The sequence below is a fragment of the Agrococcus sp. KRD186 genome, from assembly GCF_017168255.1.
Taxonomy (GTDB): domain Bacteria; phylum Actinomycetota; class Actinomycetes; order Actinomycetales; family Microbacteriaceae; genus Agrococcus.
In genome coordinates, this window is record NZ_JABFAP010000001.1 from 980455 (window position 1) to 1001038 (window position 20584).

The window sequence follows — 20584 nt, forward strand, 5'->3', positions numbered from 1 at the left end:
TCACCTGCGTTCATCGCACCGTCACCCGCGTTCATCGCACCGTCACCTGTGTTCATCGCACCGTCACCTGTGTTCATCGCACCGTCACCCCGGCATCCGCCATCGCCCGCTTGACCTCGCCGATCGTGCACTGCCCGCTGTGGAAGATGCTGGCGGCGAGCACCGCATCGGCCCCCGCCTCGACGGCGGGCGCGAAGTGCGCGGGCTCGCCCGCGCCACCGGAGGCGATCACGGGCGTCGTGGCTGCCGCGCGCACGAGCCGCAGCAGCTCGAGGTCGAAGCCCTCCTTCGTGCCGTCGGCGTCGATCGAGTTGACGAGCAGCTCGCCGACGCCGCGCGCCACGCCCTCCCGGGCCCAGGCGACGGCGTCGAGCCCGGCGCCGCGGGAGCCGCCGTGCGTGGTGACCTCGAAGCCGCTCGGCTGCTCGGCCGAGCGGCGCACGTCGAGCGAGAGCACCAGCACCTGCGAGCCGAAGTCGGCCACGACGCGGTCGATGAGGCTCGGGTCGGCGATCGCCGCCGAGTTCACGCCCACCTTGTCGGCGCCGTGCGCCAGCAGCCGGGCGACGTCGTCGCGCTCGCGCACGCCGCCGCCGACGGTGAGCGGGATGAAGATCTGCTCGGCGCAGCGCTCGACCACGTCGAGCATCGTGCCGCGGTCGTCGACGGTCGCCTTCACGTCGAGGAAGGTCAGCTCGTCGGCACCCTGCTCGGCGTAGCGCGCGGCGAGCTCGACCGGGTCGCCCTGGTCGGTCAGGCCCTGGAACTTCACGCCCTTGACGACGCGGCCGTGCGCGACGTCGAGGCACGGGATGACGCGGGTGGCGAGCATCGGGAGACTCCTGTCGGAAGCGGTTGGCCCGGCGTCAGAGGCGCGCGGCGTGGATGCGCGAGACGATGATGGCCGTCGCGCCGACGTCGTCGAGGGCGTCCATGATCTGGTTCGTGTCGTCGCGGCGCACCATGACGCGCACGGCCACCCAGCCCTCGCGCTGCAGCGGGCTGACGGTGGCGCTCTCGAAGCCGCGCGCGATGCCGATGGCCGCGTCGAGGCGGGAGCGCTCGATGTCGTAGTCGACGAGCACGTAGTCGCGGGCGACCATGACGCCGTCCAGCCGACGCTTGAGCCGTGTCAGGCCCTCCGGGCTGCCGCCGTTCGAGATGAGCACGGCTTCGCTGGTGAGGATGGGATCGCCGAAGACCTCCAGGCCCTGGGCGCGCAGGGTGGCGCCGGTCTCGACGACGTCGGCCACCGCATCCGCCACCCCGAGTCGCACCGACGACTCGACGGCGCCGTCGAGGCGCACGAGCTCGGCCGTCACGCCGTGCTCGGCCAGGTGATCCTCGACGAGCGTCGTGTAGCTCGAGGCGATGCGCACGCCCTGCAGGTCGGCGGCGCTCTGGAAGCGGCCGGCGGGGCCCGCGAAGCGGAAGGTCGAGCGCGCGAAGCCGAGCCCCTCGACCTCGACCGCGTCGGAGCGCGAGTCGAGCAGCAGATCGCGGCCGGTGATGCCGACATCCAGCGCGCCCGAGCCCACGTAGGTCGCGATGTCGCGCGGGCGGAGGAAGAAGAACTCCACCTCGTTGCGCGCGTCGACGACGATGAGCTCCTTGCCGTCGCGGCGGCCGCGGTAGCCGGCCTCGTCGAGCATCCAGGCGGCCGTCTCGGCCAGCGAGCCCTTGTTGGGCACGGCGATCTTCAGCATGACTTCCTTCACGACTCTGACGGATGTGGTGGGGCGCGTCAGAGATGTCGGTAGACGTCCTGCAGCGAGATGCCCTTCGCGAGCATCAGCACCTGCAGGTGGTACAGCAGCTGCGAGATCTCGAGCGCGGCATCCTCATCGGTCTCGTGCTCGGCGGCCATCCAGACCTCGGCGGCCTCCTCGACGATCTTCTTGCCGATGGCGTGCACCCCGGCGTCGACGAGCTCGACGGTGCGGGAGCCGGCCGGGCGCTCGGCGAGGGTGCGCTCGAGCTCTGCGTGCAGCTCGTCGAAGGTCTTCACCTCTCCAGGCTACCGGTCGCGTCGGTGCCCGCCGCGTCGGTGCCGGCCGCGTCGGTGCCGGCCGGCTGCGTGCCCGCTGCGTCGATGCCTGTCGTGCCGGTGCCGGCGATGCCGCGGTGGATCGCGCGCAGGTCGATGCGGCCGGTGTCGAACGCCCCCCTGCCCGCATCGCGCAGCGCCGTGATGCGCTCGGCCGGCGAGTCGTGGCCGTAGACGGCGCTGCCGGCGACGAACACGTCGGCGCCCGAGGCGGCCGCGATCGGCAGCGTGTCGGCGGTGATGCCGCCGTCGACCTGCAGTGCGAGCTCGATGCCGAGCTGCTCGGCCCGGCTGCGCAGCGCCTCGACCTTGGGCATCATCTCGCCCATGAACGACTGGCCGCCGAAGCCGGGCTCGACGGTCATGACGAGCACCATGTCGAACTCGGTGAGGTGCTCGAGCACCTCGTCGACGAGCGTGCCGGGCTTGACGGCGATGGATGCGCGGGTGCCGCGGGCGCGCAGCTCACGGGCGAGGGCGACGGCGTCGCGGGTCGCCTCGGCGTGGAAGGTGACCGAGTCGACGCGGTCGATCGCGTACTGCGGCGCCCAGGTGTCGGGGTCGTCGATCATCAGGTGGACGTCGATCGGCAGGTCGGTGACCTCGGCGATGCGCTGCACCATCGGCAGGCCGAAGGTGAGGTTGGGCACGAAGTGCGCATCCATGACGTCGAGGTGCACGCCGTCGGCGCTCGCGATCCTGCCGAGGTCGCGCTCGAGGTTCACGAAGTCGGCCGAGAGGATGCTGGGGTGAATCCTGACCATGGCTTCCAGCCTATCGACCTGTGCGCGCGCTATCGGCCAGCGGTGGTGAGCAGCTGGATGAACATGGCGTCGGTGCCGTTGCGGTGCGGCCACAGCTGCACGGCGTCGCCCGTCTCCCCCAGCGCGATGCCGGGCGAGAGCTCGCGCACGACCTCGCGCGTGTCGAGCGGCACGAGGCCCAGCGCCGCGGCTCGGTCGACGACGGCGCGCGTCTCGGCCAGGTGCGGCGAGCAGGTGACGTAGGCGATGATGCCGCCGGGCTTGAGGGCGCGGGCGGATGCCTCCAGCAGCTCGGTCTGAAGGGTCGCGAGGGCGGGCACGTCGCCGGGCTGCTTGCGCCAGCGGGCCTCCGGGCGGCGGCGGAGCGCGCCGAGCCCGGTGCAGGGCGCGTCGAGCAGGATGCGGTCGAACGCCTGGGCGGTCTCGCCGGTGCCGTAGCGGCGGCCGTCGCCGGTGACGACGCCGGGACCCCTGCCGGGTGCCGCCGTCTCGATCGCCCGCACCGCCTGCCGGACGAGCTTCGCGCGATGCGGCAGCAGCTCGTTGGCCTCGAGCTGCGCGCCCGCGGCCACCGCCTCGGCGGCCATGAGCGCAGCCTTGCCGCCGGGCCCGGCGCACAGGTCGAGCCAGCGCTCCCCCTCGGCGACGGGTCGCGCGCGCGTCAGGGCGAGCGCGGCGAGCTGGCTGCCGGCATCCTGCACCCGCCAGCTGCCGTCGGCGATCTGCGGCAGGCGCGCGGGGTCGCCGGCCGGCGCGACGCGCCCGAGCGGGCTCGCGGTGCCCGGCAGGCCGAGTGCGTCGGGGTCGGCGAGGCCCGGCAGCGCCACGAGCTGCACCGCGGGCGGGTCGTTGTCGGCGGCGAGCAGCGCGCCCAGCTCGTCGGCAGCCCCTTCGCGGTCGAGCGTGCGGCGCAGCGCCCGCAGCACCCAGGTCGGATGGCCGGTCTCGAGCGCGAGCCGCTCGTCGTCGCTCAGCTCGGCGGTGAGGGTCGCCAGCCGCTCATCGAATTGCACCTCCGACAGCCGCCGCAGCACCGCGTTCGCGAAGCCGGCGCGGCCGCGGTGGTGCTGCAGCAGCGCGACCGTCTCGTGCACGGCGGCGTGCGAGGGCACGCGCATGCGGCTGAGCTGGTGCGAGCCGATGCGCAGGGTGGCGAGCGTCTCCGGGTCGATCTGGTCGATCGGGCGGCCCGCGGCGTCGGCGATCAGGGCGTCGTGCTGGCCCTGCCAGCGCAGCGTGCCGTAGGCGAGCTCGGTGGCGAAGCCGGCGTCTGCGGTGCTGAGGCCGGCCTCGCGGATGCGCTGCGGCAGCAGCAGGTTGGCGTAGGCGTCGTCGCGGTCGACGTCGAGCACGACGTCGCGGGCGACCTGACGGGCGGAGGGGTTGATCATGCTTCCTCTCGTCTCGATACGCCGGCTTCGCCGGCTCCTCGACGACCGTCGGTGGGAAGCTCGAAGGTCGCGGTGCCGCCGCGGCCGCGCAGCCAGTCGGCGCCGGCCATCGGGCGCTTGCCGGCCGGCTGCACCTCGAGCAGTTCGAGCGGGGCGCTGCCGGTGCCAACCACCGCGCTGCGGCCGGCCAGGGCAGCCTCGCCGGGGGCGAGCGGCTCGGCGCCCGAGCGCGCGAGCGAGCGCAGCTTCACCCGCTCCCCCTCGCCCGTCTCGGTGCGCAGCATCGCGTGCGCGCCGGGCTCGGGCGTGACGCCGCGGAAGCGCGCCAGCAGCGCGGGTGCCGTCTGCGTGAAGTCGAGCGCGCCGTCGGCGAGCGTGAGCTTGGGCGCGAGGCTCGGCGCCCCGGTCTGCTCCTCGAACACGGCGGTGCCTGCGGCGATCGCGTCGACCGCCTCGGCCAGTTCGTGCGCGCCGAGCTCCGCGAGCTGCGCGAGCAAGGCGCCTGCGGTCGCGCCCTCCGGGATCTCGGCCTCGCGCATCCGCACCACCGGTCCGGCGTCGAGCTCGGGCACCAGCCGGAAGACGCTCACGCCCGTGACGCCGTGCCCGTCGATGAGCGCGCGCTGCACGGGCGCGGCGCCGCGGTAGTCGGGCAGCAGCGAGAAGTGCAGGTTGATCCAGCCGTGCGGGGGCGTCGACAGCAGCGGTTCGCGCACGAGTCCGCCATAGGCGACCACGACGGCGAGCTCGGGCTCGAGCGCCGCGATCCGCTCGGTGGCGACGGCGTCGAGCCGGTTCGCCTCGATGACGGGCAGCCCGAGCTCGGCGGCTGTGGCCGCGACCGGCGTGGGCGTGAGCACGCGCTTGCGGCCCTGCGGCGAGGCGGCGCGGGTGATGACCGCGGCGATCTCGTGGCGCCGGGCGAGCAGCTCGAGACTGGGCACGGCGGCAGCGGGGCTGCCGGCGAAGACGATGCGCATGGTTCCCAACGGTGACGCGGAGTGGAGGCGTGAGCGCGAGGCTCATCCTCATCATCGCGCATCCGTCCGCGACTGACGACCGGTACCGAGTTGCCGCGGGCGGCCGGGTTGAGCGGCAACACGGTACCGGTAGTTCGCGGGGTCGCCGGGCCGCACGCGGTGCGCCGGTCAGAGGCCGTCGAACGGCTCTGGATCATCCAAGCGGATGCGGAGGCGCGGTGGGGCGCCCGGCTTGCGCGGGCGTGCGGCTGCGGCGAGCACGCGGCCGCGGGCGATGCCGGCGACGCGGGCGCCGTCGGCGTAGGCGAAGCGTGCGATGGCGCGCTCGAGCTCGCCCTCGCGGCTGCCCTTCACGACGTCCGCGGGCGCGGGGACCGGGCCGAGCACGTCGAGGTGCTCGAGAACGCCAAGCGCCTCGATCGCCTCGGCGACGGCGTCGGGGTGACCGACGACGGATGCGGTGCGCACGGCGGGCGGGAAGCGCAGGCTCCGGCGCTCGGCCAGCTCGGCCTTCGCGAACGGCACGGTCGTGTCGCCGGTGATCGCCGTCACGGTGGCGCCGCCGGCGCCGGTGAGCACGATGGTGGCGCCGTCGGCGGCCAGCGCCCTGGCGGTGGCCCACTGCCGCACGGCCTCCTCCGCCACGCGCAGGCCCTCGCGCGCGAGCAGCGTGTCGCCGTCGAGCAGCAGCACGGCGCCGTAGCCGCCGTCGGCGATGGGCTCGGCGCCGCGGGTCGCGACCACCAGCCGCGGCTTGGCGTCGACGGTGAGCCGCTCGTGCTCGCCGTCGGCGACCATCACCGGCACGCCCGGGAACGCGCGGCCGAGCTCCTCGGCGATGCGGGTCGAGCCGCGGCCGACCTCGGTGAGCGTCGTGCCCTGGCAGCTCTGGCAGTGCCAGGCGGCGGCGAGCCTGCCGCACAGGCGGCATGCGGGCACTGCCCCGCGGGTGCGCCGCGTGAGCGGGCCGGCGCAGCTCGTGCAGCGCGCACGCGCGCCGCAGTCGCCGCAGCGCAGTCCCGGCGCGTGGCCGGGACGGGCGACCTGCACGAGCACGGGCCGCGTCGCCACCGACTCCTTCGCGGCGCGGAACGCCGCAGCCGGCACCCGTCTGCCGTCGTCGGTGAGCGCCGAGGGCAGCACGCGCACGCGGTGCGCGCCGAGCCGCTCGTGCTCGAGGAAGTCGAGCTCGACCAGCCGCTCGGCATCGCTGGAGCGCGCGTGGCCGGCGAGCACGAGCGCGCAGCCCGACTGGCTCTGCCGCACCAGTGCCGCGTCGCGCGCGTGCACCCAGGGTGCGAGCGGCTCGGAGAGCAGCGGGTCGCCGTCCTCCCAGATCGCCAGCAGGCCCAGGTTCGCCGCCGGCGCGTAGACGGCCGAGCGCGGCCCGATGATCGCGACCGGGTCGCCGTCGAGGCAGCGCAGGAAGCCCCGGTAGCGCTCCGGGTTCTTCTGCCGAGCGTCGAGCTCGACGACCCGCTCCGCGCCGATCGCCGCGGTCAGCGCGATGCGCAGCTGCCGCTGGTCGCGGTGGTCCGGCACGACGATGATCGCCTGCTCGCCGCGCTCGACCGCCTGGCGCGCGATCGCCGCCAGCGCGACCGCCCAGCGACCCACCCACGCGGTGCCGTCGTCGGCGTCGCTCGCGTCGGCGACCTCTGCGACGCCGCCGGCGCACTCGATCGCCACCCGTCGCCGAGCCTCGACAAGCCCCGGCAGCACCGCGTCGCCCTCGGCGACCTCTGGCAGCGCCGGCAGCGGGTCGCGCTCCCGCGCGAGCCACTGCTTCTCGACACGCGCCTGGCGCCCCGGGATCGCGACCCGCAGCACGTCGGCGGCTCCGCCGGCAGCGCGGTCGGCGACCGCGCGTGCGAGCGCCCACACCTCCGGCTGCAGCACGGGCACGGGCGAGATCACCTTCTCGACATCGGCGACCTCGCCCTCCCAGGCCCGCGCATCCGTCGTCTCGACCACCCAGCCGGCCGTCATGCGGTCGCCGCGCAGCGGCACGCGCACGCGCACGCCCGGCTCGACCCCGGTCATGCCCGGCGGCACGCGGTACTCGAAGAGCCGGTCGAGCTGCGGCAGCCGGGAGTCGACGACGACCCGGGCGTACCGGGGTGCCACAGCCACGGCTGCCTCAGCCGGAGCCGACTCCGCGGGGGCTGCCCCGGGCGAGGTCGCCGCGGGCGGGAGCCCGTCCGGCTCTGCGGGCAAGGGCCTCAGAGCCCCGCGGCGGCGCGCAGCGCGTCGACGCGGTCGAGCCGCTCCCAGGTGAAGCCGGGTAGCTCTCGGCCGAAGTGGCCGTAGGCGGCGGTCTGCCGGTAGATGGGCTTGCGCAGGTCGAGGTCGCGCACGATCGCGCCGGGGCGCAGGTCGAAGACCTCGAGGATCGCGGCCTGGATCGTCTCGTCGGAGACGGTGCCGGTGCCGAACGACTCGACGTAGATGCCCACCGGCTGCGCCATGCCGATGGCATATGCCGCCTGCACCTCGAGCCGCGAGGCGAGCCCCGCGGCGACGGCGTTCTTCGCCACCCAGCGCAGCGCGTAGGCGGCCGAGCGGTCGACCTTCGAGGGGTCCTTGCCGCTGAACGCGCCGCCACCATGACGGGCGGCGCCGCCGTAGGTGTCGACGATGATCTTGCGGCCGGTGAGACCGGCATCGCCCTTCGGGCCGCCCGTCAGGAACGAGCCGGAGGGGTTGACGATCGTGCGCATGCCGCTGGTGTCGAGGCCGAGGCCGCTCACGACCGGGTCGATGACGTGCTTGGCCACCGCCGCCTCGATCTCGTCGTGCGTGACGCCCGGTGCGTGCTGCGTGGAGACGAGCACGGCGTCGACGCTGACGGGCCGGAAGCCGTCGTAGCCGATCGTCACCTGCGTCTTGCCGTCGGGCCGCAGCCACTCGATCTCGCCCGAGCGGCGCACGGCGGCGAGCCGCTCGGCGAGCCGGTGGGCGGCCCACGCGGTGGCGGGCATGAAGGTGGGGGTCTCGTCCGTCGCGAAGCCGAACATGATGCCCTGGTCGCCGGCGCCATCGCGGTCGAGCGGGTCGACCGAGCCGCCGCGCGCCTCGACGGCGGTGTCGACGCCGATCGCGATCTCGCTCGACTGCTCGCCGATCGAGACGGTGACGCCGCACGAGTGCCCGTCGAACGAGACCTCGCTCGAGTCGTAGCCGATGTCGACGATGGTGCGCCGCGCGAGCGAGGCGATGTCGACGTAGCCCGACGTGCGCACCTCCCCCGCGACGTGCACCAGGCCGGTGGTGACGAGCGTCTCGACGGCGACGCGCGCCTCCGGGTCCTGCGCGAGCATCGCGTCGAGGACGGCGTCGGAGATCTGGTCGGAGATCTTGTCGGGGTGACCCTCGGTGACCGACTCCGAGGTGAACAGGCGCAGGCTCAACGGGGCTCCTCTGTGCTGCGGGTGCTGGCGGGTCGCGCGGCGAGGTGCTGCGCGACCGCCTCGATGATCTCGCGGGCCACTGACGCCTTCGCGCCTGCGGCCTCGGCGATGACGCCGGATGCGTCGAGCACGCTCACGCGCGTGGCCACGTTCCCGAAGCCCTCGTCGTGCCCCACCCGGTTGACGACCAGCAGGTCGGCGCCCTTGCGGGCGAGCTTGGCGCGACCGCGGTGGATCAGGGCGGTGTCGTCTGCCTCGGTCTCGGCCGCGAAGCCGACCACGAGGTTCTGCCGCTGCCGCTGCGCGAGGCCGGCGAGGATGTCGGGGTTCTGCGCCAGCGTCAGGGTGGGGGCGTCGCCCCACTCCTCCTTGCTGCGCTTGCCGTCGGAGACGCCGTCGACGCGGTAGTCGGCCACCGCCGCTGCCATGACGAGCACGTCGGCGCTCGCGTGCGCCTCCATCGCCTCGGCCAGCTGCGCCGTCGTCTCGACCTCGATGAGCGCGACGCCGTCGGGCGCCGGCACGTGCAGGTTGGCGCCCACGAGCGTCACCGCAGCGCCCGCGTCGCGGGCGGCCTCGGCCAGGGCGACGCCCATGGCGCCGCTCGAGCGGTTGCCGAGGAAGCGCACCGGGTCGATGGGCTCGCGCGTGCCGCCGGCGGAGATCACGACGCTGCGTCCTGCGAGCGAGGTCGCGGTCGAGCCCGGGTCGGTCGAGCCAGCGGTGCCGGCCACGAGCGCCAGCGCTGCGGCCACCACGTCTGCGGGCTCGGCCATCCGGCCCAGGCCCGAGTCGGAGCCGGTCAGCTGCCCGGAGACCGGGCCGACGATCGTGACGCCGCGCGCGGCGAGCGTGGCGACGTTCGCCTGCACCGAGGCCTGCTCCCACATCTCGGTGTGCATCGCGGGGGCGATCACCAGCGGTGCGCGCGAGGCGAGGATGGTGGTGCCGAGCAGGTCGTCGGCGAAGCCGTGGGCGAGCTTGGCGATCGTGTTCGCCGTCGCCGGCAGCACGATGATGAGATCGGCCTGCTGCCCGAGCGCGACGTGGCGCACGCTCGCGACGTCGTCGAAGACCTCGTCGGTGACGGGATTGCGGCTGAGCGCCTCGAGCGTCGGGCGCCCGATGAAGCGCAGCGCGGATGCGGTGGGCACGACGTGCACGTCGTGCCCACCCAGCACCAGCTCGCGGATGGCGAGCGCTGCCTTGTACGCGGCGATCCCGCCGGAGATCCCGACGACGACGCGCATCAGTCGGAGGTCACCTCGTCGTGGGTCAGGACGAGCTTGTCCTGGTGGATCTCGTGCAGCGCCACCGACAGCGGCTTGTCCTCGATCGTCGAGTCGACCAGAGGGCCGACGTTGTCGAACATCGAGCCCTCGTGGATGTCGGTGTAGTAGTCGTTGATCTGGCGCGCGCGCTTCGACGCAAAGATGACGAGCTGGTACTTGGAGTCGGTCTTCTCGAGCAGCTCGTCGATCGGCGGGTTGATGATGCCCTTGCTGGTCATGGGTGCCTCCTGCAGTGGTGGTGGACGCGGGTCGCGGCCCGCGAAGCTCGTGCGCCGATGGGCGCAGTCACCCATCGTATCGCGTCGCGCAGCCGACGAGTCGACCGAAGCCCGGGCCGTGCCGGGTGTGACCGACTGCCTCCTGCGACGTGGTGACTCGATGCACCGATCAGCGGATGACCTGCACGCCGTCCCGTTCCGCCCACGCCCTGTCCGCGGTGACGATCCGGTCGGCCGCCAGGCGATGCCCGAGGGCGAGGCACAGCCGATCGGCGAGCGAGAGCCCGCTCCCCCTGCGCCAGAGGCCAGCCGCTTCCTCGGCGTCGGCGGCGGTGACCGGCTCGATCGTGAGCGGATAGCTGAGCAGGATGTCGCGGGCCGCATTCCAATCCGCGCCGGCTGCTCGCAGCTTCTGCGCGACCTCCGACCAGTTCGCTGCGCTGCATGCGCCTCCAACCTCGAGCAGCCGGTCTACCTCATTGCTTCCGGGCTCCGACTGGAGGAACGCGAGCAGGGCGCTCGCGTCGAAGACGATCACCCGACGCGTTTCGCGATCTCGTCATCGTCGCCCCGGGCCTCGTCTGCACGCTCATCGATGAGCTCCTGCGCAAGATCGCGGCCCGAGAGCTGCTCCTTCACCATGCGTCGCGCATCATCGCGTGACATCAGCAGCAGCCCCTTCGACGTGTCGATGCCGATGAGCGTGGTCCCTTTCACCCATCCGCGAGCGTCACGGATCTCGGACGGCACGACCACCCGGCCCTTGTCACCCACGGTCACCACAAGATTCCCACTCATGCGGCCAGGGTACCACCAGCAATCACCCAGTGGGAAAGTCGGTCAGGGGCGTCAGCCCACGGCGGCTTCCGCCGCGAGGATGTGCTCGACGACCTCGCGCGCAGCCTCGGCGATGTCGGTGTTGACGACGGTGGCATCGAACTCCGGTTGGCTCGCGAGCTCCACCTTGGCCGTCTCGAGCCGGCGGGTGCGCTCGTCCTCGGTCTCGGTGCCGCGGCCGACGAGCCTGCGCACCAGCTCGTCCCACGACGGCGGCGCGAGGAACAGCAGCACCGCATCCGGGAACGACTCGCGCACCTGCCTGGCCCCCTGCAGGTCGATCTCGAGCAGCACCGAGGAGCCCTCGTCGAGCGCCGCCTGCACGCTCGAGCGCGGCGTGCCGTAGCGCGACTGGTTGTGCACCTTCGCCCACTCGAGGAACTCGCCCTCGTCGACCATCCGGTCGAAGTCGGCATCGCTCACGAACGCGTAGTGCACCCCGTCGATCTCACCCGGACGCGGGCTGCGCGTGGTGGCGCTCACCGACTGGCGGATCTGCGGGAAGTGGTCGCGCACGTACTGCGCCACCGTGCCCTTGCCGACCGCGGTCGGGCCGGCGAGCACGATGAGACGGGGGCGACGCGAGGGATCCACGTCGTCAAGCCAACCGCGAACGCGCTCGCGCTGCAAACCGCCGAGCCCGCCGAGCCGCTTCGCGCGGGCGATGCCGAGGCGCGCCATCAGCGCCTCGACGCGCTTCGGGCCCATGCCGCGCAGGCTGCCGAGGTACTCCTCGACCCGCAGCCGGGCCTCCGGGCTGCCCGGCTCCTGCCACGCCCGCTCGGCGACGTCCCGCGCACCGCGCTGGCCGGCGGTGATGGCGCGCTTGACCGCTGCCCTCGCACGGCGGGCCTCGACCGCGGCGCGACCGGCTGCGGCGGGATCGGGGACCGGATGCTGGTCGACGACGCCGCGCACGGGTGCGTCGGGCGCGCGGTCGGTGCCGCTCATCGGGCCAGCGCTGCGCCCGCCGCGTCGATCGCGGCGACGAGCCCGTCGGGGCCGGCCTGCAGGATGCTGCGGCTCGCGCTCGCGAGCACCAGCGCATCGTCGGGGAACAGCGTGCGCAGCGAGGCGAGGCTCGCGCCCTGCGCGCCGAAGCCGGGGGCGAGCACGGGGGTGGCGGCATCGGTCGAGAGGCCGAAGTCGGCGCGATCGACGGTCGCGCCGACGACGATGCCGTGGCCCGCGCCGGTGCGCGCGTTGCGCGCCGCCACGGTGTCGGCGACCGCCGCCGCGACCGTGCGGCCGTCGGCGACGCGCGCCCCCTGCAGCGCGGCCGCCTCGGGGTTGGAGGTGGCGGCGAGCACGAACAGCGCCTTGCCCGCGCGCTCGGCGGTCGCGAAGGCGCCATCGAGCGCGCCCACCCCCAGGTAGGGGCTGACGGTCAGCGCGTCGCCCTCGAGCGGCGAGCCGGGCGTCAGCCAGGCCGCGGCGTAGCCGTCGTTGGTGGAGCCGATGTCGCCCCGCTTCGCATCGGCGATCACCAGCAGGCCTGCCGCCCGCGCGTCGGCCAGCACCCGCTCGAGCGCGGCGAAGCCGGCTGAGCCGTGCGCCTCGAACAGCGCCACCTGGGGCTTGACCACCGCGACGCGCCCGGCCGCCGACTCGACGACCGTGCGCCCGAAGCGCTCGAGACCCGCCGCATCCGCCCCCGCACTCGACCGCGCGCCCCACGCCTCGAGCAGCGCCGGGTGCGGGTCGATGCCGACGCAGAGCGGCCCGTGCTCGGCGACGGATGCGGTCAGTCGCGCCAGGAAGGTCGCGGGCTGCCCGACCGGGGGCGCGGTGGTCATGCTGACCGCCGCGCGTGGTACTCCTGCAGGCTCGTCACCTCGAAGGGCTCGCGGGCGGCCTCGACCGCCGCGACCGCGGCGCCCAGCTGGGCGACGGTGGTGAACAGCGCCTTGTCGGCGGCGACGGTGGCCGCGCGGATCTCGTAGCCGTCGGCGCGCGCCATGCCGCCGGAGGGCGTGTTGATGATCACGTCGATCTCGCCCGCGTCGATCAGGTCGACGATCGAGGGCTCGTCCCCCGCCTCGGAGTGCTTGCGCACCGTCTCCACCCGGATGCCGTTGCGCGCGAGCACCTCGGCGGTTCCGACGGTGGCGACGATGCGGAAGCCGAGCTGCTGCAGCCGGTGGATGGGCAGCACCGCCTGCCGCTTGTCGCGGTCGGAGAGCGAGACGAAGACCGTGCCGGTGGTGGGCAGCCCGCCGTAGGCGGCGGCCTGGCTCTTCGCGAACGCGGTCGGGAAGTCGCGGTCGATGCCCATCACCTCGCCGGTCGAGCGCATCTCCGGCCCCAGCAGGCTGTCGACCATGCGGCCGTCGGCGGTGCGGAAGCGGCGGAAGGGCAGCACGGCCTCCTTCACCGCCACCGGCGCGTCGATCGGCATGATGGTGCCGTCCTGCTCCGGCAGCATCCCCTCGGCGCGCAGCTCGGCGATGGTCGAGCCGGCGAGCACCCGGGCGTTGGCCTTCGCGATGGGCGTGCCGATCGCCTTGGCGACGAAGGGCACCGTGCGGCTCGCGCGTGGGTTCGCCTCGATCACCTGCAGCACGCCGGTCGCGTACGCGAACTGCACGTTGATGGGCCCGCGCACGCCGAGGCCCTCGGCGATGCGCAGCGTCGCGTCGCGGATCTCGTGCAGCTGCGCGCGGCCGAGTCCGACCGGCGGCAGCGTGCAGGAGGAGTCGCCGGAGTGGATGCCGGCCTCCTCGATGTGCTCGAGGATGCCGCCGACGAACAGCTCGTGGCCGTCGTAGATGGCGTCCACGTCGATCTCGATCGCGTCGTCGAGGAAGTGGTCGACCAGCAGCGGCGCCTTCGGCCCGACGATGCCGTGGCCGGCGATGCGGTCGAAGTAGCCGTGCAGGCTGGGCGTGTCGTAGATGATCTCCATGCCGCGCCCGCCGAGCACGAAGGAGGGCCGCACGAGCACCGGGTAGCCGATGCGCTCGGCGATCTCGACCGCCTGGTCCTGCGTGGTGGCGATGCCGTTGCGGGGCGCGATCAGGCCGGCGTCGTCGAGGATGCGCTGGAACAGGCCGCGCTCCTCCGCCGCGTCGATCGCGTCGGGCGTGGTGCCGAGGATCGGCACGCCGGCAGCCTCCAGGCCGCGCGCGAGGCCCAGCGGCGTCTGCCCGCCGAGCTGCACGATCACGCCGACGAGCTCGCCCGCGCCCTGCTCGACGTGCACGATCTCGAGCACGTCCTCGAGCGTGAGCGGCTCGAAGTAGAGCCGGTCGCTGGTGTCGTAGTCGGTCGAGACCGTCTCCGGGTTGCAGTTGACCATGATCGTCTCGAAGCCGGCGTCAGCGAGTGCGAAGGATGCATGCACGCACGAGTAGTCGAACTCGATGCCCTGGCCGATGCGGTTGGGCCCGGAGCCCAGGATGATCACCTTGCGACGATCGCTCGGCACCACCTCGGTCTCGAGGTCGTAGCTCGAGTAGTGGTAGGGCGTCTCGGCCGGGAACTCGCCCGCGCAGGTGTCGACCGTCTTGTAGACCGGGCGCACGCCGGCTGCCCAGCGCGCCTCGCGCACCTCGGACTCCTCGAGGCCGCGCAGCTGCGCGATCTGCGCGTCGGAGAAGCCGTGCTCCTTCGCGAGCAGGAGGTGCTCGGCGTCAAGGGGGCCGTCACCCTCGCCGAATGCGCGGATCTCGTCGGCGACCTCGTTGATCAGCACCATCTGGTCGAGGAACCACGGGTCGATGCCGGTCGCCTCGTGCGCCTGCGCGATGGTCGCACCGGCGCGCAGCGCCTGCTGCAGCGTCACGATGCGGCCGTCGGTGGGGATGCTGGCGATCTCCAGCAGCGCCGCGGCGTCGCCCGGCTCGCCCTCCCAGTGGAAGGAGGAGCCCTGCTTCTCGAGCGAGCGCAGCGCCTTCTGCAGGGCCTGGGTGTAGGTGCGGCCGATGGCCATCGCCTCACCGACCGACTTCATGGTGGTGGTGAGCGTCGCATCCGCCGCCGGGAACTTCTCGAAGTTGAACCGCGGCACCTTCACGACCACGTAGTCGAGCGCCGGCTCGAACGCCGCCGGCGTCACCTTCGTGATGTCGTTGGGGATCTCGTCCAGCCGGTAGCCCAGCGCCAGCTTCGCGGCGATCTTCGCGATCGGGAAGCCGGTGGCCTTCGAGGCGAGCGCCGAGGAGCGCGAGACGCGCGGGTTCATCTCGATGACGATGATGCGGCCGGTCGACGGCTCGACGGCGAACTGGATGTTGCAGCCGCCGGTGTCGACGCCGACGTCACGGATGATGCGGATGGCGATGTCACGCATCCGCTGGTATTCCTTGTCGGTCAGCGTCAGCGCGGGTGCCACCGTGATGGAGTCGCCGGTGTGCACGCCCACCGCGTCGACGTTCTCGATCGAGCAGATCACGATCGTGTTGTCGGCGGTGTCGCGCATGAGCTCGAGCTCGTACTCCTTCCACCCGAGGATCGACTCCTCGAGCAGCACCTCGCCGATGGTGGACGAGTGGATGCCGTCCCCGACGAAGCGGCGCAGCTCGGCCTCGTCGTGGGCGAAGCCGGAGCCCAGGCCGCCCATCGTGAACGAGGGGCGCACGACCACCGGGTAGCCGTACTCCTCGACGAACGCGAGGGCGTCGTCGATGTTCTTGGCGATCACGCTGGAGGCGACGTCGGCGCCCGCGTCGAGCACCAGCTGCTTGAAGATCTGGCGGTCCTCGCCGCGCTCGATCGCGTCGGGGCGCGCGCCGATCAGCTCGACGCCGTGGCGCTCGAGGATGCCCTGGTGGTGCAGCGCCATGGCGGCGTTCAGGGCGGTCTGGCCGCCGAGCGTCGGCAGGATCGCGTCGGGGCGCTCCTTCATGATGATCGTCTCGATCACCTCAGGCGTGATCGGCTCGATGTAGGTGGCGTCGGCGAAGTCGGGGTCGGTCATGATCGTCGCCGGGTTGGAGTTGACGAGGATGACGCGCACGCCCTCCTCGCGCAGCACGCGGCAGGCCTGCGTGCCGGAGTAGTCGAACTCGGCGGCCTGGCCGATCACGATCGGCCCGGAGCCGATGACGAGGACCGAGTTGATGTCGTCGCGCTTGGGCATCAGTTGGCTTCCTTCTTCGCCAGCACCAGCTGGCGGAACTCTTCGAACATGTGGTGGGCGTCGTTCGGGCCGGCCGCCGACTCCGGGTGGTACTGCACGCTGAACGCGGGGATGTCGAGCGCGCGGAGGCCCTCGACGACGCTGTCGTTGAGCGAGTAGTGGCTCACCTCGACGCGGCCGAAGCCCGCCGGGCTCTCGAGCTGCTCGCCGATCGCCGCGTCGACCGCGAAGCCGTGGTTCTGGCTGGTGATCTCGACCCGGCCGGTCGCCACGTCGAGCACCGGCTGGTTGATGCCGCGGTGGCCGAAGGGCAGCTTGTAGGTGCCGAAGCCGAGGGCGCGGCCGAGCAGCTGGTTGCCGAAGCAGATGCCGAAGAACGGCAGCTCGGCGCGCAGCAGCCCCTGCAGCAGCTCGACCTGGCTGCCCGAGGCGGCCGGGTCGCCGGGGCCGTTCGAGTAGAAGGCGGCGACCGGCTCGTGCGCGAGCACCTGCTCGAGCGTGGCGTCCTGCGGCAGCACCACCAGGTCGAAGCCCTGCTGCTGCAGGTACTTCAGCGTCGAAGCCTTGATGCCGAGGTCGAGCACCGCGAGCGTGCCGATGCTCTCGCCCTCGGCGGGCAGCGTGTAGGGCTCCTTCGTGCTGACCGTCGCGGCGAGGCTGCGGCCGGCCATCTGCGGGCTCTCGCGCACGACGGCGAGCATCGCAGCGTCATCCGTCAGTGCATCGCCCGAGAAGACGCCGGCGCGCATGGCGCCCGCGTCGCGCAGGCGGCGGGTGATCGCGCGCGTGTCGACGCCGGCGATGCCGACGACGCCGTCGCGCGTCAGCTGCGCGCCGAGGGGCTCCTCCGCGCGCCAGTTCGAGGTGATGCGGCTGGCGGCGCGCACGACGTAGCCGCTCGGCCACATGCGCGCCGACTCGTCGTCCTCGCTCGTCACGCCGGTGATGCCGATGTGCGGCGAGGTCTGCACGACGATCTGGCCCGCGTAGCTGGGGTCGGTGAGCGTCTCCTGGTAGCCGGTCATGCCGGTGGCGAACACGGCCTCGCCGAGCGCCCGACCGGTCGCGCCGTAGGCGCTGCCGCGGTAGATCGTGCCGTCCTCGAGGACGAGGGCGGCGGATGCGGCGGGTGCCGCCCCATTCGGAGTCTGGTCGGTCATGGGGTGAGTCCTTCCCCTGCAGTGGTGGTCGTGGTGCCGCGCTCGGGTGCCCGGTGCTGGAGCGCACGGAGCGCCTCGAACGCGGGCGCGTCATCGCCGATGACGCGCACGTAGGTGTCGACGTCGGCGCCGAGCTCGTGCGCGATCACGATGATCCCGCCTGGCTCGACGACGCGGTCGATGGTCCAGGTGGCCCGCTCGACCGAGCGGATGCCGGTGGCGGGGATGCGCAGCTCCCGCCGGTCGGCGAGCAGCTGCACACCGCCGGCGTCGATCGCCATCCGCGTCCGGCCTCGGAAGCCGAGGCCGTGCGCGAAGATGCGGTCGTAGGGGTCGCCGGCGCGGGTGGTGGCGACGTAGAGCGCGTCGACGACGAGGCTCGGCGCCGCGTCGATCCAGCCCTGCGGCGCGGTGATGTCGCGCTGGCGTCGTCGTCGGCCGCGGATGCCGAGCCACACCAGCAGCGCCACCAGCACGACGAATGCCGCGCACAGCAGCGCGAAGAGCTCCTTGGTCATGCCTGCACCGGCATCTCTGCGATCTCGCCGTCGACCACGGTGCGCCGGCCGCCGTGCCAGACGTGCAGCACGGTGCCGGGCAGCTCGACCCCCAGGAAGGGCGAGTTGGTCGAACGCCCCTTGAGGCTCGCCGCCTCCACGATCCGCCGCGCCGCGGGGTCGACGAGCACGAGGTGCGCGGGCGAGCCGATCTCGAGCGGGGCGTCGTAGCCGGGCTCGCGGCCGATCGCGGCCGGAGCGGTCGACATGACGCGCGCGACGCCTGCCCAGTCGAGCAGCCCGGTCTCGACCATCGACTCCTGCACCACGCCCAGCGCCGTCTCCAGCCCGACCATGCCGAAGGCCGCATCCGCGAACGCCGCCTGCTTCGCCTCCGGCGCGTGCGGGGCGTGGTCGGTGGCGACGATGTCGATCGTGCCGTCGGCGAGCGCCTCGCGCAGCGCCCGCACGTCGCGGTCGGCGCGCAGCGGCGGGTTGACCTTGTAGCGGGCGTCGTAGCTGCGCACGAGCTCCTCCGTGAGCAGCAGGTGGTGGGGCGTGACCTCCGCCGTGATGGCGATGCCGCGCGCCTTCGCCGCGCGCACCACCTCGACCGTCTCGAGGGTCGAGACGTGGCAGACGTGCAGGCGGGCGCCGGCGGCCTCGGCGAGCATGGCGTCGCGCGCCACGATCGCGGCCTCGGCGGCCGACGGCCACCCGGTGAGGCCGAGCTCCGCTGCGAGCGGGCTCTCGTGCATGACCGAGCCGCGGGTGAGCGAGGGATCCTGCGCGTGCTGCGCGATGACGGCGCCGAGCGCGGCGGCGTGCTCGAGGGCGCGGCGCATCAGCTCGGCGTCGGCGACGCAGTGCCCGTCGTCGCTGAAGACGCTCACGCGCGCGGCCGAGCCGGCCAGCATCCCCATGTCGGCAAGCCGCTCGCCCGCGAGCCCGACGCTGACGGCGCCGATCGGCCGCACGGTCGCGAGCCCCGCCTCGAGGCCCAGCCGGTGCACCTGCTCGACCACCGCCGGCGTGTCGGCGACGGGCGTGGTGTTGGCCATCGCGAACACGCAGGTGTAGCCGCCGGCCGCGGCCGCGCGCACGCCGCTGGCGACGGTCTCGGACTGCTCGCCGCCGGGCTGGCGCAGGTGCGCGTGCAGGTCCACCAGGCCCGGCAGTGCGACGAGGCCGGATGCGTCCAGCACCTCGGCCGCGTCGCGGTCGATGGCGCTCGGGTCGACGAAGACGCCGTCGGCGATCGCGAGATCGCGCGGCTCGCCGCCCAGGAAGGCGGCGCCGGTCAGCAGCGTGGTGCCGGTCCGTGTAGGGGTGCCGCCGTGTGTGGTGGAGACGGTCTGCGGGGTGGTCATCGGGAGCCTCCCTGGTCGGATGCGAGCAGCGAGTAGAGCACGGCCATGCGCACCGAGACGCCGGCGGTGACCTGCTCGAGCACGGTCGAGGCATCGCTGTCGGCGGCGCGGCTCGAGAGCTCGAGGCCGCGGTTCATCGGGCCCGGGTGCATGATCTGCGCCTTCGGCAGCCGCGCGAGGCGCTCGTCGGTGAGCGACCAGCCGGTGATGTACTCAGCGGGGCTCGGTGCCACCTTGCCCGCCTGCCGCTCGAGCTGCACGCGCAGCAGCATGAGCGCGTCGGGCTGCTCGGCGATGACGGTGTCGAGGCTGGTCTCGGCCCGCAGGCCCAGGCGCGTGCCGTCGGCGGCGGGCTGCGGCAGCAGCGACGGCGGGCCGACGAGCGTCACCTCGGCGCCGAGCGCGGGCAGCAGCAGGGCGTTCGAGCGGGCGACGCGCGAGTGGGCGATGTCGCCGACGATCGCGACCCGCACGCCGTCCAGCGCCTTGCCGCGCGACGCATCCGCCCCGTGGATCCTGCGGCGCAGGGCGAACGCGTCGAGCAGCGCCTGCGTGGGGTGCTCGTGGGTGCCGTCGCCGGCGTTGACCACCGGCCGGCCGACCCAGTCGGCCAGCAGCGCGGGTGCCCCGGAGGAGCCGGAGCGCACCACGACGCCGTCGACGCCCATCGCGGCGATCGTGAGACCGGTGTCGCGCAGCGACTCGCCCTTGGAGGCGCTGGAGCCCTTGCCCGAGACGTTGATGACGTCGGCCGAGAGCCACTTGCCGGCGATCTCGAACGAGGAGCGCGTGCGGGTGGAGTCCTCGAAGAACAGGTTCACGACCGTGCGGCCGCGCAGCGCGGGCAGCTTCTTCACGTCGCGGTCCTGGATCTGGTGCATGTCCTCGGCCAGATCGAGCAGCGCGATGGCCTCGTCGCGCTGCATCGCCGCGGTCAGCAGGTGCTTCACGCGGCACCGCCCTCGATCACGACCGCGTCCTGGCCGTCGACCTCGTCGAGCAGGATCGACACGTGCTCGCTGCGGGCGCTGGGCAGGTTCTTGCCCACCGAGTCGGCCCGGATGGGCAGCTCGCGGTGGCCGCGGTCGACGAGCACGGCAAGCCGCACGGCGCGCGGCCGGCCGAGGTCGGAGAGCGCATCGAGGGCTGCGCGGATGGTGCGGCCCGAGTAGAGCACGTCGTCGACGAGCACCACGACCTTGTCGTCGACGCCGTCCGCGGGGATGCGGGTCGGCTGCGGGGCGCGGGTGGGGCTCGCGCGCAGGTCGTCGCGGTGCATGGTGATGTCGAGCGCGCCGGTGCGGGCGGTGAAGTCCTCGCCCGTGATGTCGCTGAGCCGGCCGGCCAGTCGCTCGGCCAGGTGGACGCCGCGGGTGGGGATGCCGAGCAGGACGAGGTCCTGCGGGCCCTGGTTCGCCTCGAGGATCTCGTGGGCGATGCGCGTGAGAGCCCTGGCGATCTCGTCGGGGCCGAGCACGGTGCGCGATTGAGTCACGGACGACTCCCTTCTCCGCCTCACGGGACGGGCTTCAAGGTTG

The 20584-nt window shown here is 73.4% G+C and carries 19 protein-coding genes and 1 pseudogene; all 20 read right to left on the reverse strand.

All coding sequences use genetic code 11. The features are described from left to right. Positions 1 to 73: 73 nt before the first annotated feature. The 20 genes and pseudogenes from hisF to pyrR all read right to left on the reverse strand — a co-directional run bounded on the left by hisF (position 74) and on the right by pyrR (position 20541). Complete coding sequence (gene hisF, locus J1M46_RS04675) at positions 74 to 832, reverse strand: imidazole glycerol phosphate synthase subunit HisF (protein WP_206446748.1); 759 nt, start codon at positions 830 to 832, stop codon at positions 74 to 76. A gap of 34 nt (positions 833 to 866) precedes the next feature. Then, the gene (gene hisG, locus J1M46_RS04680; RefSeq protein ID WP_206446749.1) at positions 867 to 1706 is read right to left on the reverse strand and encodes an ATP phosphoribosyltransferase; all 840 of its coding nucleotides are present in this window, start codon (positions 1704 to 1706) and stop codon (positions 867 to 869) included. 38 nt (positions 1707 to 1744) lie between these two features. Next, the gene (locus J1M46_RS04685; protein ID WP_206446751.1) at positions 1745 to 2008 is read right to left on the reverse strand and encodes a phosphoribosyl-ATP diphosphatase; all 264 of its coding nucleotides are present in this window, start codon (positions 2006 to 2008) and stop codon (positions 1745 to 1747) included. A gap of 164 nt (positions 2009 to 2172) precedes the next feature. Further along, positions 2173 to 2811: pseudogene (gene rpe / locus J1M46_RS04690) on the reverse strand (ribulose-phosphate 3-epimerase); the annotation flags it as partial. 29 nt (positions 2812 to 2840) lie between these two features. Further along, positions 2841 to 4202, reverse strand: a complete 1362-nt coding sequence (locus J1M46_RS15260) for an RsmB/NOP family class I SAM-dependent RNA methyltransferase (protein WP_241249018.1) — start codon at positions 4200 to 4202, stop codon at positions 2841 to 2843. Then, entirely contained in the window at positions 4199 to 5182 is a 984-nt protein-coding gene (locus J1M46_RS15265) for a methionyl-tRNA formyltransferase (RefSeq protein ID WP_241249019.1), read from the reverse strand. Before J1M46_RS15265 ends, J1M46_RS15260 begins: the two co-directional genes overlap by 4 nt. Positions 5183 to 5350: 168 nt before the next feature. Further along, on the reverse strand, positions 5351 to 7315 hold the full coding sequence (locus J1M46_RS04700) for a primosomal protein N' family DNA-binding protein (RefSeq protein WP_342384278.1): 1965 nt from the start codon (positions 7313 to 7315) through the stop codon (positions 5351 to 5353). An 89-nt stretch (positions 7316 to 7404) separates the two neighbouring features. Further along, the gene (gene metK, locus J1M46_RS04705) at positions 7405 to 8592 is read right to left on the reverse strand and encodes a methionine adenosyltransferase (protein WP_206446755.1); all 1188 of its coding nucleotides are present in this window, start codon (positions 8590 to 8592) and stop codon (positions 7405 to 7407) included. Then, positions 8589 to 9842 (reverse strand): bifunctional phosphopantothenoylcysteine decarboxylase/phosphopantothenate--cysteine ligase CoaBC, encoded by a 1254-nt coding sequence (coaBC, locus tag J1M46_RS04710; RefSeq protein ID WP_206446762.1) that lies wholly within the window; start codon positions 9840 to 9842, stop codon positions 8589 to 8591. Before coaBC ends, metK begins: the two co-directional genes overlap by 4 nt. Continuing rightward, a complete protein-coding gene (gene rpoZ / locus J1M46_RS04715; RefSeq protein ID WP_206446764.1) occupies positions 9842 to 10102 on the reverse strand; it encodes a DNA-directed RNA polymerase subunit omega in 261 nt (86 codons plus the stop codon). Before rpoZ ends, coaBC begins: the two co-directional genes overlap by 1 nt. Positions 10103 to 10271: 169 nt before the next feature. After that, positions 10272 to 10640, reverse strand: coding sequence for a PIN domain-containing protein (locus tag J1M46_RS04720; protein ID WP_206446765.1), 369 nt, complete (start codon positions 10638 to 10640; stop codon positions 10272 to 10274). Beyond that, the gene (locus J1M46_RS04725; protein WP_206446767.1) at positions 10637 to 10900 is read right to left on the reverse strand and encodes an AbrB/MazE/SpoVT family DNA-binding domain-containing protein; all 264 of its coding nucleotides are present in this window, start codon (positions 10898 to 10900) and stop codon (positions 10637 to 10639) included. Before J1M46_RS04725 ends, J1M46_RS04720 begins: the two co-directional genes overlap by 4 nt. 51 nt (positions 10901 to 10951) lie before the next feature. Continuing rightward, complete coding sequence (gene gmk / locus J1M46_RS04730; protein ID WP_206446768.1) at positions 10952 to 11890, reverse strand: guanylate kinase; 939 nt, start codon at positions 11888 to 11890, stop codon at positions 10952 to 10954. Beyond that, positions 11887 to 12735 (reverse strand): orotidine-5'-phosphate decarboxylase, encoded by an 849-nt coding sequence (pyrF, locus tag J1M46_RS04735; protein ID WP_206446769.1) that lies wholly within the window; start codon positions 12733 to 12735, stop codon positions 11887 to 11889. The genes gmk and pyrF overlap by 4 nt, the downstream gene beginning before the upstream one ends. Continuing rightward, positions 12732 to 16019, reverse strand: a complete 3288-nt coding sequence (gene carB / locus J1M46_RS04740) for a carbamoyl-phosphate synthase large subunit (RefSeq protein WP_206446776.1) — start codon at positions 16017 to 16019, stop codon at positions 12732 to 12734. The genes pyrF and carB overlap by 4 nt, the downstream gene beginning before the upstream one ends. Beyond that, positions 16019 to 17179 (reverse strand): glutamine-hydrolyzing carbamoyl-phosphate synthase small subunit, encoded by a 1161-nt coding sequence (carA, locus tag J1M46_RS04745; RefSeq protein ID WP_206446779.1) that lies wholly within the window; start codon positions 17177 to 17179, stop codon positions 16019 to 16021. The genes carB and carA overlap by 1 nt, the downstream gene beginning before the upstream one ends. Beyond that, positions 17176 to 17697, reverse strand: coding sequence for a PH-like domain-containing protein (locus tag J1M46_RS04750; RefSeq protein WP_206446780.1), 522 nt, complete (start codon positions 17695 to 17697; stop codon positions 17176 to 17178). Before J1M46_RS04750 ends, carA begins: the two co-directional genes overlap by 4 nt. Continuing rightward, positions 17694 to 19046 (reverse strand): dihydroorotase, encoded by a 1353-nt coding sequence (locus J1M46_RS04755; protein ID WP_206446782.1) that lies wholly within the window; start codon positions 19044 to 19046, stop codon positions 17694 to 17696. Before J1M46_RS04755 ends, J1M46_RS04750 begins: the two co-directional genes overlap by 4 nt. Next, positions 19043 to 19996, reverse strand: coding sequence for an aspartate carbamoyltransferase catalytic subunit (locus tag J1M46_RS04760; RefSeq protein WP_206446784.1), 954 nt, complete (start codon positions 19994 to 19996; stop codon positions 19043 to 19045). Before J1M46_RS04760 ends, J1M46_RS04755 begins: the two co-directional genes overlap by 4 nt. Beyond that, positions 19993 to 20541, reverse strand: a complete 549-nt coding sequence (gene pyrR, locus J1M46_RS04765) for a bifunctional pyr operon transcriptional regulator/uracil phosphoribosyltransferase PyrR (protein WP_206446785.1) — start codon at positions 20539 to 20541, stop codon at positions 19993 to 19995. Before pyrR ends, J1M46_RS04760 begins: the two co-directional genes overlap by 4 nt. Positions 20542 to 20584 lie beyond the last annotated feature (43 nt).